The following is an 18,134-nucleotide window of genomic DNA, read 5'->3' on the forward strand; positions in this document are numbered from 1 at the left end:
TTATGCGTACGGTCCTGATTTGTTCCACGTTATGTCTGGCGGGCTCCCTTTGCTTTGCCCAGGCCGATTCCTCGAAAGTTATTCAGCAGCCTGCAGATCGGCAGGTGGCGATTCCGGGTGTCGATACACCTGTATCGGGTCCGGGCCTTACAGCACAGGTGCCTCTGAATACACCTCCCCCTCAAAATGGACGTAAAAAACGGAGAACCCAGCCCCCTAGCGACCCAAGGGCGTTTGGGGTAGGCATACCTATTGAAAAGGACAAGAGCCGGAAAGATACCCTCAGGAATTAGTAGTAACGCGGTGAAAACCCGCCATTGTATCCCAATGGCGCGGGTTTCCACCCGCGTTACTACTAGGTTGCCATTAATTGGTCGGCTTATCGGGCAGGGGGGCTGATGCGTGGAATTCCTGATAAATCCGATGCATGTAGTTGTCCAGCAAGCTTAAAATCTCCGACCGATCATCGGAGCGAACAATGACGCCAACGTGGTATTCTTTTTTCATGCGCCACCAGATTTCCGGCTCAGTAAATACCGACAGGTCAGGCCATTGCTGGCGGGCTAGGGAGATGATTAGCCCGGCATAGCGGGCGCTATCAGCAGGTGGAATATAGTGCTCTTTGCGGGCCATAGCAATTTCCAGTTTCGCCCATTCGCGCCAAAGATTCACGCCCGATGCCGCTTCCACCATCTCGGCAATATTGGCGCCCCCCACGCGTGAGGACGTTTCCAGAAAATAGAGTTCGCCATCGTGATCGCCCCGAATGTATTCCGAGTGCGAGGCACTGTACCGCATGCCAAAAGCCGCCAGCACCTGGTCGTTCATCTGACTCAATGCCGTGTTTTCAGGGGTTCCGAGGGGTAAGGTAGCTGTTCGAAAAACGCCCCCGCCATGGGCTACTTCCATTGGGGTTGCCAGGTACTGGCTCACGCGTGTAAAAACCGCTTTCCCATCCACCGACAGCGAATCGACGTGGTAGACTTTCCCTGGTTTAAATTCTTCGATCAGGTAATGATGTCGTTTATCTTCCAGCAGGTGTATAGCCGACCAGGCCTCTTCCAGCGAATGGACTTTTCGAATGCCCGTTGTCGATGCTTCGGACCGGGGTTTCAGGAGCCAGGGCGATTCGGTTGTTTGCAAAAAAGCAGTAATGGCTTCGTCATTAAAAAGGGGGCTGAACGCCGGAACCCGAATCCCTGCCGATGCAGCCCGCATTCGCATAGCCAGCTTATCACGGAAATAACGGGCGGTGGTTTGCCCCATCCCATCGATCCGAAATGTTTCGCGGATGAGCGCTCCCTTTTCCACATCAAAATCATCCAGCGCCACAACCCGGTCGATCCGACGCAAGCGCATGGCATGGGCCAGGCCAACGATCATTTGCTCCAGATCATTCGGTTCATTGCTGGGCGATGGCAGGTAGAAAAATTCGTCGATTGCTTCGCGCGGCCAGGCTTCATTAGCTAGTTTCTGATCGGTTAACAGATACACGGTGTTGCCCAACTCCTTACAGGCCCGCATAAATTCGTGTCCTTTGAAAAAAGTGGCAATGCACAGAAATGACAACTGGCTCATAGAGGACTATCGTTTATCTCACGGTTTCAGTTTACGGTTTATGATAAGCTGACGCATCATTCTCGCGTTACCTTACCGTAACCTGAAAACCGAACACCGTAAAAGCTGTTCGTATTTTCTCCGAAAAAGATACGGCCAAAAGATTAAATCACGAATTTTTCTTAGCGACTTTCTGCAATCAGCGCCTGCAAGTAGGACGTTAATAGTCGGATTCCAAAGCCCGTGGCATTCTTTTGCGAACCAAATTCGGTATCGGTAAAGGCCATTCCGGCAATATCGAGGTGCGCCCAGGCGGGATGGTTTTCCGTAAATACTTCCAGGAACTTTGCGGCACTGATGGCCCCGGCCACTGGCTTACCACTGAAATTTTTCACATCAGCCACATCCGATTTGATATCTTCTGTATACGCATCCCAGATGGGCAGCCGCCACAGGTGCTCGCCCGTCTGGTTAGCTGCTTCGGTCAGTTTATTGGCCAGTGCATCATTGGCCGTAAATAACCCGGCGGCATGATAGCCTAAAGCCGCAATGACACTGCCTGTCAGCGTAGCCAGATCAATCAGAATATCCGGGCTGTAATGACGCACCATATAGCCTAACCCATCGGCCAGAATCACGCGTCCTTCCGCATCTGTATCGATGATTTCGATGGTTTTGCCAAGGTACGAAGTAATTACATCCCCCGGTTTGGTCGAGCGTCCGTCGATGGCGTTTTCCGTTGCGGGCACAATCCCGACTACGTGAATGGGCAGTTTCAACTTAGCGGCTATTTCTACCGTTCCCAGCACAGCCGCAGCGCCACCCATGTCGCTTTTCATCAGGTGCATGTTCGACGAGGTCTTGATGGATACCCCACCCGTATCGAACGTAACCCCTTTCCCAACCAGGCCAACGGTCAGTACATTAGTGGCGTCGGCTGGTTTATAGTCCGTTATGATCAGCACTGGCGGCACATCACTACCCTGGCTCACACTCAACAAGGCACCCAGCTTTTGCCGCTCCAGTTCGGTTTTGTCGAGCACCGTTACACTATAGCCATGCTGTTTGCCCGAATTCATGGCCCAGTCGGCCAGTGTTTGTGGTTGTTTATAGTTGGCTGGTGCGTTCATCAGGTCCAGCATTTGCCGTTGCGTTTGGGCAATGGCTTCGGCACGAATGAACGCTTCCTGCGCAACGGCTTCAGTTCTGGGCGAAACCAGCAGGCTAAGTTGCCCTGCATCGGAGAAGAAAACCGGGGTATCAGGCTTATCGGTCTGGTATAACTTCAAATCATATCCGCCCCAGCGAACGCCTAGCACCACACTTTCGACCACATCGCCCTCAACCTGACTTAGGTCAATTGTGACCTGTGCCGACAGTTTTCCCTTTTGGTCGAAGAAAAACTTCCGGAAAGTGCGTAACCAATCCATCGCTTTCGGATTGGGTCCTACTCCAAGCAGATATGTTTTAAAACCATCAGCCTTATAGACCGTAACGACCTCTTTCGCATCCGCTTTAAAATCACGTTGGAGAGTGGGCAACGGGAGGGTTAGCTTCTGAGAAAGATCGGTTAACTGACTGGTCAAATCGGTTTGTACAACCGGAATGATCAAATCGCCTGTTGGCGGGGTTTGCGTTTGTAGGGTAATGTTCATGGGTAATAGTTTGGCAGTTCGTTGTCTACCGTTCGACGTCAAAATTATTAATAAAACAGCCATTCCACGGCTTTCGGAAATTCCCGGCTCCAGTGGGCTTCCTGGTGCATACCCATTGGATCGACCGATAGATGAATATCGATTGGGTTGCCGCCATACTGCTGACGTGCCAGCGCATCCCGAAACCGTTCAATATTAGGGATCATATAACGTGACTCCTGCTCCCCTCCATAGACATAAATTTTCATAGGCACGGGTGCTTTAAAGCGAATCGCATCGAAATAGATCTTGGGCGAAATCCAGAGCGAAGGCGAAAATACCATTAGGCGGCCAAACACGTTCGGATGCATCAGTCCGGCATAAATACTGATTAGCCCACCCAGTGAGCTTCCTCCAATGCCCGTATGTTCCGCATCAGGCAAGGTGCGGTATCGGCTGTCGACGATCGGTTTGATAGCATGCCGAATAAAATCGAGGTAATACTGGCCCCTGCCCTTTCCGGCTCGGGTCGTCTGAAAAGTAAACTCGCGAATCCGGCCTTCTTCGGCATGGTCGATCGAAACCAGAATTACTTCGTGGTGATGCCGGGCCGCGAGCAAGGCCATTTTCTGATCAATCTCCCAGCTTCCATACCCCGCACCTCCCCCAAATAGATTCTGCCCATCATGCAGATAAAGAACCGGATAGCGTTTGTCGCTCTGCGCGTAATCGTGTGGAAGCAGTATATGCACCCGACGCATCTGATGGATTTTAGGAGCGTCAAAAGTACTGCCAAGCAGTTCTATCTTAGGTAGCCACACTGGGTTGAAAGGCATGCCATACCAGCGCCAATGGGGCACAAAATCCTGTTTCAGCCCGGCATCTGCCGAAACTACCCGGTTAGCAACCGGCTCACCCGACGCATCCAGTTCTACATGTTCCCAGCCGCCACGGGTGTATTTGTAGTCGACTTGCTGGGGAAGCGGTAGCGTGTTCGGGAATTCATACAGGTAATGCCCCGGCCCCACACACTGCATTTGAAAGCGGTCAACATCAGGGTACCAATCACAAAAACTACCCGACACAAATACCGGGCGATCATCGTGAACAGGCGTATGCAACTCTAAACGTAACGACATACGTACAGAATCGGATACCTGAAAAGTTGGTTCAAAAACGGCTTGAAAAGAGCTGGCAACGGCCTACTTTTCGGGAAAGAGATCGATTAGGCTAATGCCCAGCGTTCGCTGAGGGAAGTGACCATCGTTACCAGTTCGTTATAGCTGGCGGGCTTGGTCAGGCATTGATTGGCGCCGAGAGCCAGACTCCGCTGCCGATCGGATTTATCGGACGATGTGGTCAGCATTACAACGGGCAATTCGGCGTAGGTCGGCGTACTCCGCAGTTGGGTCAAGGTCTCAAACCCGTTCTGGCGCGTCATGTTTATATCCATCAAAATCAACTGAGGTATGGTCTCCGCAACTGTTAAGCTAGGTAGTACCTGATCCCCATCCGTAAGCATGAGTACACTAACGGGCGTTTTCAGATCCTCAAAAGCAGAGCGGATAAACAGACGGTCGTCCTCATCGTCGTCAACCACCCAAACGGAGGGCGAATTAACCGGAATATAACTCGCTGACAAGTGAAAAGCCATGACTTGATTCGCGTTAAAACAGAAGACGCTGATTAGTTGTGAGTACTTAACAATTCACCGACTGATTACGGTGCGACGAAGGCCTTGAAAGACGAAGCGAATCATGGATAGAGTGCCGATTTCTTACTAATCGTGCCGTACGACTATCTCAGGAGTTGCATTCAGGTTATTGGTGTACTGGATATGAGCGGAATCAAATATACCGAACTACCGATTAATAAACTACGAATTACCTAACTATTTAACAGTTATTTAACTCAATACATTGAAGCCGTTTAAACTTTCCTGCTCAGGCCAGAAACGTACCTGTTTGAACTTCATTTCAGTACACTACGTCTACTTGACTAACTAGTCAAGTCTAACCGAAAGGCAGTCCTTATTTAAAAAAAATCTAAATAAATTTATACTTAGTCTAAATAGTGAATAACTTTGCTCCGAAATCAGACAACCGATTGATTCATGCTAAAGCTTTTTCGCCTTTCACAACTTCTTCCTGTACTCGCGTTAACGACCATTCTGGCCTCCTGTAAAGACAATGACGAAAATCCAATTACCGTCCGTCCTCAGCTCCGAAAAACAGTTGATTACGCTAAGCTGACTGATACCACTACCTACGCCAACTTCTTTGTCGATGATAAGGGAGCCAAAACGGTCGATCTGACAACGGGTAGCACGTTATTGTCGATGTTTCGGGCAATCAATACCTACAACGGTACAGCCGCCAGTACGGGTGCTACACTTGATGCGACAACGCTGAAAAATATGTTTTCGAATACTGGCAACCCGTTTTCGGGAACGGCTAATGCCGCATTAAACACGTCTGGTGTTCAGCTTCGGGCTTTAACGGCTTCTTCGCTGTCGTCGGCAGACGCTGAAAAAGAGCGCCAGACCATCGAAGCCGCTTTCACCGCTATGGCTACGGCCAGCAAATCGGCTACTGCAACAGCCTCTGAAGGAACGGCAGGCAAGCTGGGAACCTATCTGGTCGATGAAAAAGGCATCGAATGGGCGCAGATTATTCAGAAATCGCTCATTGGTGCGTTTCAGGTCGATTACATTGCCAATGTTCTGCTTAGCGATAAAAATCTGGCAGCCGATAATACGACGCTGGTAGCCGGTAAAAACTATACGCAACTGGAGCAGAACTGGGATCAGATTTTCGGCATCATTACAGCCAACCCCGTTTATGGCTCGAAAGCAACTTCGACCTCGTCGGGCGAAAGCTTCATTGGCTCCTACATGTGGGAATACAATAAGGACGATTTCCCAAAAATTCACAAAGCCCTCCTGACTGGCCGGGCCGCTATTGTCAACAACGACCTGACTACCCTCAAAACACAGGCGACTTTCATCCGGTCGGCTATGGAAAAAGCGATTGCGGCTGCCGCTCTAGGCTATCTGGGCAAATGGAAAACGGCTGGTACCAACACATCGGCAGCAGCGCACGCGATGGGCGAAGGATTAGGTTTCATCTATAGCCTTCGCTATGCGAAGCTGAACAATGCCGACGCTGCTTTCTCCGACGGCCTTCTGACGAATCTGGTTTACTCAGCCCCCAATGGCTTCTGGGGTTTAACGAATGCCAAAATTGATGCGGCTTCAACCGCTATCAAAACCAAGTTTAACATTCCCTAATTGCAAACACCCACTCTAATTCCAGACGCTACAGAGCGGTGTTTTTAATACCGCTCTGTCACTTTTTAAAACCTATGAAACAAGTTAGGTGGAAACAGATCGGCTCTGCATGTCTCCTGTTCGGTATGCTCTGGGCCTGCTCAGGTGGCGGCACCGATACACCGACGCCCACAAACCCTACCAATCAAGCCGACAGCGACCGGAAGGCCATGCTTACCAATATCGCTGACAACATTATTGTACCGGCTTACGCAAATTTCAAAACGAAGCTGGACGCCATGACCACCAAATCGGACGCGTTTGCCGCTAAACCCGACAAGGCATCTCTGGCCGATTTTCGGCAGGCCTGGGTGGATGCCTACACCGAATGGCAGAAAGTCGAGCTCTTCGATGTGGGACCAGCCGAGCAGTATACCCTTCGCAATTTTTTCAATATTTATCCTGCCAATACAACGGGTATCGAAGACTACATTGCCGCTGGTTCGGGCTCTTTCGATGTGCCTCTTTCCTATCCTAAACAGGGTTTTCCGGCTTTAGATTACCTCATCAACGGCCTCGGCAGTACCGACGATGCGATTGTGGTACGATACACCACAGCCACCGATGCCGCCAAGCGAATCGCCTACCTGAAACGCCTGACCACGCAGATGAACTCGGTGTTCTCGACTGTATACACGCAGTGGACAACGGGTGGCTATCGGGATACCTTCATCAACTGCACAGCCCTGAACGCCGGTTGCTCCACCGGAAAACTGGTCAACGGCTATGTACTGAACTACGAACGCTACATCCGATCGGGCAAGATTGGCATTCCATCGGGTGCCATGACCAACGGAACCGTATCGCCCGATAAAGTAGAGGCTTATTACAAGAAAGACCTCGCTCTGACTCTAGCTAAAACTGCGCATCAGGCATCGGTCGATTTCTTCAATGGCAAGAGCGTAAAAACCGGCCAGGAAGGCCCAGGTTTGAAAAGCTACCTGAATAGTCTGGGGGCTAAAGATAGCCAAACCGGCAAATCACTGGTCGACATCCTGAATGCTCAATTCGATCTGGTCAATCAAAAACTCAGCGCCCTTAAAGCCAATCTGTCCGACGAAGTAAAGACCAACAATACGGCGGTTACGCAGGTATACACGGAGATGCAGAAAGCCGTTCGGATGCTCAAAGTAGATATGACTTCGGCCATGAGCATTACGATCACCTACACGGATAATGATGGAGATTAATTAATGTGTACGGTTATGGGACTCGTAGTACGTGTAGACCGAGTCCCATAACCGCCCCCTATTGGCATGCCTGCTTACTTTTATAAAACAACACCAGCGGCTCCGCTGGCCCTATTCAGGCTCCTGTTCGGGTTGATGCTCTTCGGGAGCATCGTTCGTTTCTGGGCAAATGGCTGGATTGCGGAACTGTATGAAAAACCGCACTACTTCTTTCCATTCTACGGGTTTGAATTTGTAAGGCCACTAGGCGAGTATACCTGCGTTTTGTTTGCAATCTGTGGATTATCGGCACTGCTGGTGGCCATTGGGTTATTTTATCGGGTTGCGATAATCTCGCTGTTTCTGAGTTTCACCTACATCGAACTGATCGACAAGAGCACGTATCTGAATCATTACTACTTCGTGAGTATGGTTTGTCTGCTGCTCATATTCCTACCTGCACACGCTTACTTTTCGGTCGATGCCTATCGGTACCGGACTTTACTGGCCGATCAGATTCCGGCCTGGTGTATCGATTCGGTAAAACTCTTTGTTGCCTTATTATATGTGTTTGCCGGTTTAGCAAAGCTGAACAGTGACTGGATTTTGCATGCGCAACCGTTACGAATCTGGTTACCAGCTCACAACGACCTGCCCCTCATCGGCTTTCTGTTCAACTACCCCTGGATACCCTATATTTTTAGCGTGTTCGGCTGCATTTATGATCTGAGTATCCCGTTTCTGCTGTGGAACCATGCAACCCGGCCGTTTGCCTATGTCGCTGTCGTTGTTTTTCACGGACTTACGGCCCTGCTCTTTCCTATCGGGATGTTCCCTTATATCATGATTGTGACGGGATTGATTTTTTTCTCGCCCGTCTTTCATCAACGGATCATTTATCAGATCGGCAACTGGTTTTCGGCATCCTCCCAGTTTCTTCGGCCCCGCCGAACCTTTGCGTACTCGCCTGCTGTAAAGACGGCAACATTGGGTACTCTCACCATCTTTTTCATCTTCCAACTGCTGTTCCCACTCCGTTACCTGCTGTATCCAGGCGAATTGTTCTGGACGGAGCAGGGTTACCGATTTTCGTGGCGGGTAATGCTAATGGAGAAAGCGGGGTATGCCCAGTTCACGATTAAAGATCGGCTAGGCCACCAAACCATCGTCAACAACAGCCATTTCCTTACCCCCTTGCAGGAAAAAATGATGTCGACTCAGCCCGATATGCTCCTGCAATACGCGCACATCCTGCGGGACTATTACGCCCAGCATGGTTTCCAGCATCCGGAAGTGTATGTAGATTCATACGTAGCTCTGAACGGTCGGCTTGGCCAACCACTCATCGCCCCCAACACTAATCTGGCCAATGAGCAGGACTCATTCAAGCCTAAACCATGGATTACACCATTTCATGATACGATTTACGGTTTTTAGTTTTTTAGCAAGCTTCGTTCTTACCTCCACCGTTTTTGCCCAATACCGTCTCCTGGGTACGGTACGCGCACGGCAGGATAGCACTGCGGTAAAAGGCTGTACGATCTACCTGAACGACGGCAAACGTAGTGCGATCACCGATAGTCTGGGGCGGTTTGTTTTTACCAATCTACCGACTGGCGACCACCTGTTGCAAACGACCAGTCCTGACTTCAAAACTTCCCGGCAAACGGTAGCCATTCAGAATCAGGATCAGCACGTAACAATCGTACTTATCAGTCGGCAGGAGAATCTGACGGAGGTGACGGTTACCGATAAGCAGTCGGATTTTGGCTTCACGCGGATGCGCGGAGTCGAAAGCATGGGTATTTACGAAGGAAAGAAATCGGAAGTGATTTTGCCCGAACAACTGGTAGCTAATCTGGCGACGAACAATGCCCGTCAGATTTACGCCCGTGTGGCCGGACTGAACATCTGGGAAAACGAAGGTGCTGGCTTACAGCTCAGCATCGGCGGGCGCGGTCTCGACCCCAACCGCAGTTCTAACTTCAACGTTCGCCAGAATGGCTACGACATCAGCGCCGATGCCCTGGGCTATCCCGAAAGTTATTATACCCCACCCATTGAAGCCGTTGGCCGCATTCAGATCGTTCGCGGAGCAGCTTCGCTTCAGTATGGGACGCAGTTTGGCGGGTTGCTCAACTTTGTTATGAAAAAACCCGTAACCAACCGCAAACTGGAACTGACTGCCCGCCAAACTGTAGGCTCATTTGGGTTTTACAATGCGTTTACCAGTGCCAGCGGAACCGTAGGCAAGTTGAGTTACTATACCTTTTTCCAATACAAAAAAGGTGACGGCTGGCGACCCAATTCACACTTCACCAACTACACGGCCTACGCTGACCTCGATTATCCTATTTCGGAGAACACAACGCTTGGCTTCGACCTTACGCAGATGAGTTACCTGGCCCAGCAACCGGGTGGCCTGACCGATGCCATGTTTGCCGACGATGCCCGCCAGAGCAACCGCGAACGCAACTGGTTCAAAGTCAACTGGACGATGCCCGCGCTGCATATCGACCATAAGTTCAACACCAACAATGAGGTCAATTTGCGGGTGTTTGGTCTGAATGCGTATCGGTACTCGCTGGGGTTCCGTCCCAACCGGGTCGCCAGTGTCGATGACAACAGCGAGCGCGACCTGATCAAAGGCGATTTCCAGAACTGGGGTGCCGAAGCCCGGTATTTAAAACGCTATTATCTGGGGAAACAACAGGCCGTTCTACTAGTCGGAAGCCGCTATTATCATGGGTTCAATCATAGCGTACAAGGGCTTGGCAGTACGGGCAAAGATGCCGACTTTACCTTTATCAGCGATGCCCAGGCCATTACGTACGACTACCGATTCCCGAACCGAAACGTATCGGCATTTGCCGAAAACATTATCTATCTGGGGGAAAAGCTCTCGATTACGCCCGGCCTCCGCTACGAATACATCTATACTACGGCCGATGGCTTTTACGGTACTACGATTCGCGATCTGGCGGGCAACATTATCAGCTCGGCCCGAACCAGCGAGTACCGAACCAATGGCCGACAGTTTATATTGGGAGGACTCGGCATTAGTTATAAGCCAACGAGTCAGTTAGACATTTATGGCAACCTGTCGCAGAACTACCGCTCCATCACATTCAGTGATATGCGGATTGCGAACCCATCGCAGGTGATCGACCCGAACTTGCAGGATGAGAAAGGCTATTCGCTCGACCTGGGTATCCGTAGTACCCAAACGACGCTGTACAATTTCGACATCAGCACGTTTTACCTGAATTACAACAACCGCATCGGCGAAGTGCAGTTCTACGACGAAAATCAGCGGGTGCTACGTCGGCGGGGCAACATCGGGCAGGCCGTCATCATGGGATTAGAGTCCTATGCCGAAGCAGACTTTCTGCGTCTGGCGAACCCGGCCAATGCCGATCTGAGTGGGGTTCTGTTTGCCAATGTGGCCTTAATTCATTCGGAATACAAAGCCAGTGAAGTGGCCGGAGTGGTAGGCAATCAGGTTGAATTTGTGCCCAATGTGAACCTCAAAAGTGGGGTTCGACTAGGTTACAAAAACCTGAAAGCCTCCCTCCAGTACACCCACCTCTCCGACCAATTCTCGGATGCCACCAACGCCCGCGAAGGGGGCGTATCAGCCGTAATCGGTCTGATTCCGGCCTATACCATTATGGATGCCAGTCTGTCGTATCAGTTCAGCAAATTTCGGGTGGAAGGTAGCCTGAATAACCTCGCCAATACCGTCTACTTTACCCGACGGGCTACCGGTTATCCAGGCCCAGGTATTCTACCTTCCGACGGTCGCAGTGTTTATCTGACCGTGCAGGTGAAACTGTGATTCCTGAAGCGAATTTTTGCGCGGAGGATGCTCCGACGGGCTATAAATCGAGGGTATATCAACCGCCGGATTAGGCCGAAAAATGAGCCGGATATTCCGTTGTTTAGCCCCGATACCGAAATTCTGAATAGCGGTAACCACATCGCTGTCAATATAGGATGACAGGCTCCCGTCTATCTCGATAATCGCGTTGTCAGGTACACTTTTCAGCAATTTCATTAACCTGGCTTTACTCAGAAACGACACATAATCGCCCAGACTTACGTGAATCCGTTTGATGTCGCTATCCCACTCCGTCCGAACCCGGTGTGTATTCCGGTAATGGTCGCGTAGAATAAAGAATATCCCCGTCACCATACCAATGCCAATCCCTGTCAGCAGGTCGGTCAGAACAACGGCCAATACCGTAACGCAGAAGGGGATAAACTTGGCAGGCCCCTCGGCGAAGGTAGCTTTGAAAATATCGACCCGCGCCAGCTTATAACCCGTTACCAGTAGAATTGACGCCAGGCTAGCCCAGGGGATTTTGTTGAGCACCGATGGCAGCGTAACGACACAGATCAACAGCAACGATCCATGTAGTAAAGCCGCCAGTTTGGTTCGGGCACCTGCGTTGATACTCACCGAACTCCGAACAATAACCGATGTCAGTGGAATACCGCCAATCAGGCCACTAATTACATTCCCGATGCCCTGTGCTTTCAGTTCGTGATTGGCGGGAGTTTTCCGTTTCAGTGGGTCAAGTTCATCGCTGGCCTCAACCGACAGCAACGCTTCCAGACTGGCTACCAATGCAATAGCGATGGCTGATGAATACACCAGTGGGTTACTCCACTGCGAAAAATCGGGAAAGGTGAAGAGCTTAAAAAAGGCGTCCACACTGTCGGGGACGGGTAACTGCACCAGATGATTGCCCGACAATGCCCAATGCGGAGCCATAAGTTTCATGAGTTCGTTTGTCAGAATCCCCAATACGACGACAATCAACGCTGCGGGCACATTTTTAGCAAACGCCTGCTTTTTAAACGCTGGGCGTTCCCACAAGTAAAATACCGTGAGCGAAACAACCGTAATCAGAATAGCGGTCAGGCTAAACTGGCTCATGGCCATACGAAGCTGCTCGTTCAGGTCAAATCCGTTGGGCTGAAAGAGCACCAGCCCTTCAGCCGCGTCGGCATCATACCCGACCAGGTGTGGCAGTTGCTTGATGATCAGCATGATACCGATACCGGCCAGCATGCCTTTGATAACCGACGAAGGAAAAAAGTTACTGACGTTACCAGCCTTGGCAAATCCAAATCCGATCTGAAACAGTCCGGCAATGCACAACGCCAGCAGAAACGCCGGAAATGAACCTAATGCCTCTATGGTACTTAATGTCACAACGATCAGGCCAGCTTCGGGCCCCGAAATACTCAGCGCCGACCGGCTGAAAATCCCCACAATTAATCCGCCCACGATGCCGGCAATGATTCCGGCAAAAAGAGGAGCGCCGGAGGCCAGCGCGATCCCCAGGCATAACGGCACGGCTACCAGAAACGAAATGGCCCCGCCCCGAATATCGCCCAGTCGGCTTTTAGGTTCTATTAATTGATTAACGTTGAGCATATAAATACGATGTGTATAGTTGGTTGTATGCGAAAAAATAGTGCCTGCCCTAAACAGTTGGCTCCGTACGAGGCATTTCAGAGCAACCGTTTAAGGCAGGACTTCGGCGTACCGACCGCTTACAACTCGCGGGCAGTCGATACAGTTGGAGAACCGACAGACTGCCGGGTCGACAGTTTTTGTTCTGTTGAGGATTCTATCTGCTGAAGGCGTTGCTCCAGCCGGATGGTTTCTTTATAAAGAGAGTCGGCTCGCTGGCTTTCGATTTCATACTGCGAACGATACTCGTTGGTAATCAATTGCTTCTGCCGATTATCGACATACATATTGTAGGCGATGCAGGCTATGATGAATCCCCAGACGGTTATCCAGTTGATGTATTTACCGGAAGTTCTCCCTTTGACGTTTTTGTTGTCCATAGTTTGAAAACCGTTCATAAATCGTACGAAACGTTTCTGATAACAAAGGTCTCTTAACTAACCTAACCGTTCATTAAGGGTCAGTTAGAAGTTCATGAGAGGGCTGTTAGAAGTTGATTAGAAATCGATTAGAGCGACTTGGGTAGCCGAACGGTAAAGGTGGTTCCCTGCTCGGGTTGAGAAACCACATCGATCTGGCCGTAGTGGAGTTGAATGATCCGGTACGTCAGGGGCAGCCCTACCCCGTGGCCGTGAATCCGTTTGACGTTCTGCGCCCGGAAGAAGGGTTCGTAAATCTGTTTCAGATCGACCTCCGAAATACCAATGCCCTCGTCCTCAAACCGGATCGTTACCCAGCGATTGTTGGCCCCTAACGTAACCTTTACCTGCTTTTTCTCCGAAAACTTACAGCCATTCTCCATCAGGTTGAAAAAGGCCGAATACAGCAGCGACTTATTACCGGCAATAGTCAACGAAGGTTGAATCGCTTCCACTTCGCCATCAAACGAGAACACGACCGAATATTCTTCCTGATGGTTCATGAGCATCTGAGCGGCCTGGTAAATAACCTCATCGACAGCTACTTCACTGAATTTCAAGGGCGTAGCACCCAGACTAACCAGCGTTAAGTTGAGCAGGTTATTGGTGAGTTTGTTCATCCGCTGAATCACATCCAGAGCCGCCCGCCATTTGGCTTCGTGTTCCTCAACGGTACGCCTTTTCATAAGCGTCACTTCGATCTGGCCGGTAATGATGGTCAGTGGTGTACGCAACTCGTGCGATGCATTGGCGACAAAGTTGCGCTGTACTTCAAACGCTTCCTGCACCCGGTCGAGCATCAGATTGAAGGTACGCGCCAATTGGGCAAGTTCGTCCTGATCGTTACCCGCCGTTAGCCGACGGTTTAGGTTCGATGCCGTAATCTGGTCTACTTCCTGAATAACCCTGGAAATGGGCCGCAAGGATCGCCCGGCATACGCCCAGCCCACCATACCAACCAACGCCAGACTACAGACCAGCCCAACCGCCATAATGGTGCTCAGATGCCCCATTTCTTCGATGCCATACTGATCGTAGGCCGATGCAACCAGCACATACTCCTGTCGATTGTGCAGGTACGTAAACCCGACAATCTCGACTTTATTTTGCCGTAAGAAAATCTCTTTTTTTTGCCGGATACGCGCTACTATACCAGTTCCGACAATAGCGCGTGACTGGGTTGCATACACCAGTCGCCCCTGCTGATCGTACACATTGATCTGCTCCTGAGGCAAGGCTGTCAGATTATTCCGCTCAATAATCCGAAGTAAGCGCGTATTGATTTCTTCTTCGTCCAGCAACAACCGGGCGGTTGTTTTGGCTTTATCGCTCAACCGGAGGTAAAAATCCCGCTGCCGGAAATATTCGGCGGTGGCATAGACTACAAACGAAAACAGGAGCAGTATGGCCGCAACGACCCCCACAAACGTGAACGAAAGGCGCGTGCGTATTTTCATGGTTTACTCGTCAGAAGCCTGCATAATATAGCCGATACCGCTAATGGTATGAATCAGCTTGAGCGGAAAATCCTTATCGATCTTTTTACGCAGGTAATTGACGTACACATCGACCACATTGGTACCTGTATCGAACGAAAGGTCCCATACGTGCTCCATAATGTCCTGCCGGGTAAGCGCCCGATTCTGATTTTTCATAAAGAACTCAAGCAGAGCCAGTTCACGGGCGGTCAGAAGAATTTTCTGCGTACTCCGCTTTACCGCTTTGCTCTGTAAATTGAATTCAAGGTCAGCTATTTTGAGCACCGTAGGCTCATGAACAGCCACGCCGTTTCGCCGATTCAACGCCCGTAAGCGGGCCACAAGCTCACGAAATTCAAAGGGTTTCACCAGATAATCGTCGGCCCCAGCATCAAAACCGGTCAGTTTGTTTTCGGTACTGCCAAAGGCGGTCAGCATCAGGATGGGCAGGGTGTCGAACTTGTTCCGAATCATGCGGCAGAGGTCATATCCGCTGATGACGGGCAGGTTCACATCCAGGATGACGGTATCGTATTCATGTTCGGCAAGTTGCTGGTTGGCCTCCATCGCATTGCCCGCAATATCAGCAGTGAAGTCGTACTCTTCCAGCCCATTCTTGATTAGCGACGCAACCTCCCATTCATCTTCTACGATCAAAATTCGCATAATACCCTCCGATAGCGACTCACCCGGTCGCAGCGAAATTACGCGTTTTTGCTTAGACCTCGCCCATCTACACGTTCCCCTTGTAATCCCAGTGATCTTTGATAACAACACCCTGCGCATTTTTCACAAGGTGTCGGTTGAATTGGTCTCCTTTGATCATACCGTGTTCATTAGCTTTACCGACAAAGGCCAAAATTGGATTTCCTTCAAGGTCAGTCTTTATGGCTACATCGTACCGGCCAAACCGAAACGCTACCAGCTTCGATGGTTCGTATTTTTTATCAAGACGCTTACGCAGCCGTTCTCCCAGTTTCATAGCAAACAGATTCTTTTGGGGTAGAACGACTTCTGGCAGCAACAGTTTGACAAAATACGCCCAATCAGCTCTAAAATTAGCAACAGCCCAATAATCAACTCTTTACGTGACTATCCAGACCATGCAGGCGGGTCCATTTCCTTATTTACCGCATCATCGGAAGACAATTCCTGATACAAACAGTTTCGGATTTGTATGTCTTTGATTATCCAGATGTATTCAACGTATGAAAAACCTACTGATTATTACGACCTTATTTTTGTGTGTTGGCCTGGTGAGTGCCCGAGCGCAATCGTCCAACACCGAGACCAATGCTGGGAAGCAAGGCTCAGCCACAACCAGCAATGCTAAAAATGCCAACAATGGACAATTGACAGGAAAAGGGGTTCCTTACAACAAGGAAGCGCAGCAGACGGGCAAATCCGCTACCAAAAAATCGAATCGTCCCATTCCCGAATCATCCGTCAGTACGGAATCCGATAGAAACCTACAGAACGCCGGTAAAATGTCGGTTGGTAGTCACAATCCCCGGCGGGACAACGAAACCCAGTTTGATAAAAAGAGAGGCAACCGAATCCTTCCCCGAACGGGCAGCAAAACGGATAGTAGCCAGCATCGTCGATAACTTAGTACACTGTAAACTAAGTTTTTTGGTATTTTTTGTCATTCCGACGCAGGAGGAATCTTCGGGTAAGTACAGTTTCTTCTCCCTCACCCGAAGATTCCTTCTGCGTCGGAATGACAGAAAAAGAGTCCTTACATTTCCCTAAAAAGTAGACGTTTAAACAGGCTCAAAAATAGCAACGCAATAAACATTCGACCACAACGGGGTCGTACTGTAGGCGACATAGTAGCCAAAACCATTACAAGGTATCCAGCAATCGAACCACAATGACCGCATGTTGCTTGTCTTTGCTCTGTTCATAAGCGACCAGCGTTCCTTTGTCCGTCGATAAAACGGCGGGATACGTCCCATCGACGGTTTCGGGTGTCAGGTAGGTTGTGGCACTGACCTGTTGGCCAGTCATGGTGCGCATTCCAATACGCTGCACAAACGACCCCATTTCGCCGGAGCCATCTTTGGAAACCGACTCATCCCAAACCCATACTAACCGTCCGTTGGCAGCCGAAACCTGCGGATGTTTGGCCCGGTTTGTCAACACACTCGACACCAGTTTTTCGGAACCTAATCTAGCCAATCGCAAGCCAGCCGATTCTTCTTTGCCCGAAAACCAGGTTACCAACAGATCATTGCCCACTTGTGCCACCACCGGCCCCGCGTGTGGGCAGGCTGCTACCTGCCAGTTATCAGCAAAAACAACCTGTGGTTTACTGAATGTTTTACCACCATCGGCCGACACTGCCGTACTCATATCACGGGCAGCGGGAGTACCTTTCTGAGTCGGTATCATGTCCCGATAGGTTAGGTGAATCCGTTTTTGGTTATCGACAAACACGTTGGTCCGGCAGCATTGGCAGGCATTTTCATCGACCAGTATTGCCGTGCCAAACCCTTTGCCCTTAGTCGTCTGCGCAAATACGACCGGACGGCCTTCCTGTCCAGTCAATTTTTCATCGAGCCAGACCGCCCCGATTTCACCGTTTGGCAAGCGGGTAATATCGGCAAAGGAGTGGCTCTTGCCGGGGGTGGCATCCTGATGCACAGGTCGGGCATCCGTCCAGGTTTTGCCGCCGTCGGTCGAAAGCGTGTACAATAGGTCGCCCGCAAAACGAGAGGCTGCGGTGGGTCGGGGGACTTCAAAAACTGCAAGCATGGTACCGTCAGCCTTTACGGCTATTTTGGGCATACCTTCGGCATGGACCGACAGTTCGGCGGGTGCTTTTACCCGGATTTTTTCGCCAAACGTTTGTCCACCATCGGTTGAGAGAGCGAAGTAGAAAGCAGACTCCTTTTCGGTCAATTTTTCAACCCAGCTCAGTACCGGATTACCAGCTACGTCGGTCGTCAGGCGTGGTACGGCTCCGGCAAACTGTGGGTTCGAGATAGCGGTTTCTTTCCCCGGTTTTTCGGCAATAAGACCGATCACAAGAAGTAGGCTCAACAGGCTTTTCATACATTTT

16 protein-coding genes are annotated in these 18,134 nt (G+C 50.4%); 6 read left to right on the plus strand and 10 right to left on the minus strand.

Annotation, left to right across the window (positions count from 1 at the left end):
- Positions 1-2: 2 nt before the first annotated feature.
- The gene (locus tag B5M13_RS26205; RefSeq protein WP_080058483.1) at positions 3-293 is read left to right on the plus strand and encodes a hypothetical protein; all 291 of its coding nucleotides are present in this window, start codon (positions 3-5) and stop codon (positions 291-293) included.
- 73 nt (positions 294-366) lie between these two features.
- On the opposite strand, the gene B5M13_RS26210 is transcribed toward B5M13_RS26205, so the two are convergent.
- From B5M13_RS26210 to B5M13_RS26225, 4 genes are all read right to left on the minus strand, one after another.
- Entirely contained in the window at positions 367-1,578 is a 1,212-nt protein-coding gene (locus B5M13_RS26210; protein WP_080058484.1) for an ATP-grasp domain-containing protein, read from the minus strand.
- 161 nt (positions 1,579-1,739) lie between these two features.
- Entirely contained in the window at positions 1,740-3,212 is a 1,473-nt protein-coding gene (locus tag B5M13_RS26215) for a leucyl aminopeptidase family protein (RefSeq protein ID WP_080058485.1), read from the minus strand.
- Positions 3,213-3,259: 47 nt separating this feature from the next.
- Positions 3,260-4,330 (minus strand): alpha/beta hydrolase, encoded by a 1,071-nt coding sequence (locus B5M13_RS26220; protein ID WP_080058486.1) that lies wholly within the window; start codon positions 4,328-4,330, stop codon positions 3,260-3,262.
- A gap of 86 nt (positions 4,331-4,416) precedes the next feature.
- Positions 4,417-4,845, minus strand: coding sequence for a response regulator (locus B5M13_RS26225; RefSeq protein ID WP_080058487.1), 429 nt, complete (start codon positions 4,843-4,845; stop codon positions 4,417-4,419).
- 459 nt (positions 4,846-5,304) lie between these two features.
- Between B5M13_RS26225 and B5M13_RS26230 the strand changes: the two genes are divergently transcribed.
- The 4 genes from B5M13_RS26230 to B5M13_RS26245 all read left to right on the plus strand — a co-directional run bounded on the left by B5M13_RS26230 (position 5,305) and on the right by B5M13_RS26245 (position 11,526).
- Positions 5,305-6,480: a DUF4856 domain-containing protein gene (locus B5M13_RS26230; RefSeq protein ID WP_080058488.1), complete on the plus strand. Its 1,176-nt coding sequence runs from the start codon at positions 5,305-5,307 to the stop codon at positions 6,478-6,480.
- Between the two features lie 74 nt (positions 6,481-6,554).
- A complete protein-coding gene (locus tag B5M13_RS26235; RefSeq protein ID WP_080058489.1) occupies positions 6,555-7,709 on the plus strand; it encodes an imelysin family protein in 1,155 nt (384 codons plus the stop codon).
- Positions 7,710-7,775: 66 nt separating this feature from the next.
- Entirely contained in the window at positions 7,776-9,125 is a 1,350-nt protein-coding gene (locus B5M13_RS26240; RefSeq protein WP_080058490.1) for an HTTM domain-containing protein, read from the plus strand.
- Complete coding sequence (locus tag B5M13_RS26245) at positions 9,103-11,526, plus strand: TonB-dependent receptor domain-containing protein (RefSeq protein WP_080058491.1); 2,424 nt, start codon at positions 9,103-9,105, stop codon at positions 11,524-11,526. The genes B5M13_RS26240 and B5M13_RS26245 overlap by 23 nt, the downstream gene beginning before the upstream one ends.
- On the opposite strand, the gene B5M13_RS26250 is transcribed toward B5M13_RS26245, so the two are convergent.
- The 5 genes from B5M13_RS26250 to B5M13_RS26270 all read right to left on the minus strand — a co-directional run bounded on the left by B5M13_RS26250 (position 11,476) and on the right by B5M13_RS26270 (position 16,052).
- The gene (locus B5M13_RS26250; protein ID WP_080058492.1) at positions 11,476-13,134 is read right to left on the minus strand and encodes a SulP family inorganic anion transporter; all 1,659 of its coding nucleotides are present in this window, start codon (positions 13,132-13,134) and stop codon (positions 11,476-11,478) included. The two genes, B5M13_RS26245 and B5M13_RS26250, sit on opposite strands and share 51 nt — an antisense overlap.
- 119 nt (positions 13,135-13,253) lie before the next feature.
- Positions 13,254-13,571, minus strand: a complete 318-nt coding sequence (locus B5M13_RS26255) for a hypothetical protein (RefSeq protein ID WP_080058493.1) — start codon at positions 13,569-13,571, stop codon at positions 13,254-13,256.
- A gap of 110 nt (positions 13,572-13,681) precedes the next feature.
- On the minus strand, positions 13,682-15,049 hold the full coding sequence (locus B5M13_RS26260; protein WP_080058494.1) for a HAMP domain-containing sensor histidine kinase: 1,368 nt from the start codon (positions 15,047-15,049) through the stop codon (positions 13,682-13,684).
- Positions 15,050-15,052: 3 nt separating this feature from the next.
- Positions 15,053-15,736, minus strand: coding sequence for a response regulator transcription factor (locus B5M13_RS26265; RefSeq protein ID WP_080058495.1), 684 nt, complete (start codon positions 15,734-15,736; stop codon positions 15,053-15,055).
- Between the two features lie 67 nt (positions 15,737-15,803).
- Complete coding sequence (locus B5M13_RS26270; protein WP_080058496.1) at positions 15,804-16,052, minus strand: hypothetical protein; 249 nt, start codon at positions 16,050-16,052, stop codon at positions 15,804-15,806.
- Between the two features lie 226 nt (positions 16,053-16,278).
- Here B5M13_RS26270 and B5M13_RS26275 point away from each other — a divergent pair, with 226 nt between their 5' ends.
- Positions 16,279-16,677 (plus strand): hypothetical protein, encoded by a 399-nt coding sequence (locus B5M13_RS26275; protein ID WP_080058497.1) that lies wholly within the window; start codon positions 16,279-16,281, stop codon positions 16,675-16,677.
- A 238-nt stretch (positions 16,678-16,915) separates the two neighbouring features.
- On the opposite strand, the gene B5M13_RS26280 is transcribed toward B5M13_RS26275, so the two are convergent.
- On the minus strand, positions 16,916-18,127 hold the full coding sequence (locus B5M13_RS26280) for a sialidase family protein (protein ID WP_080058498.1): 1,212 nt from the start codon (positions 18,125-18,127) through the stop codon (positions 16,916-16,918).
- Positions 18,128-18,134: the final 7 nt, after the last annotated feature.

Source organism: Spirosoma aerolatum, from assembly GCF_002056795.1.
Taxonomy (GTDB): Bacteria; Bacteroidota; Bacteroidia; order Cytophagales; family Spirosomataceae; genus Spirosoma; species Spirosoma aerolatum.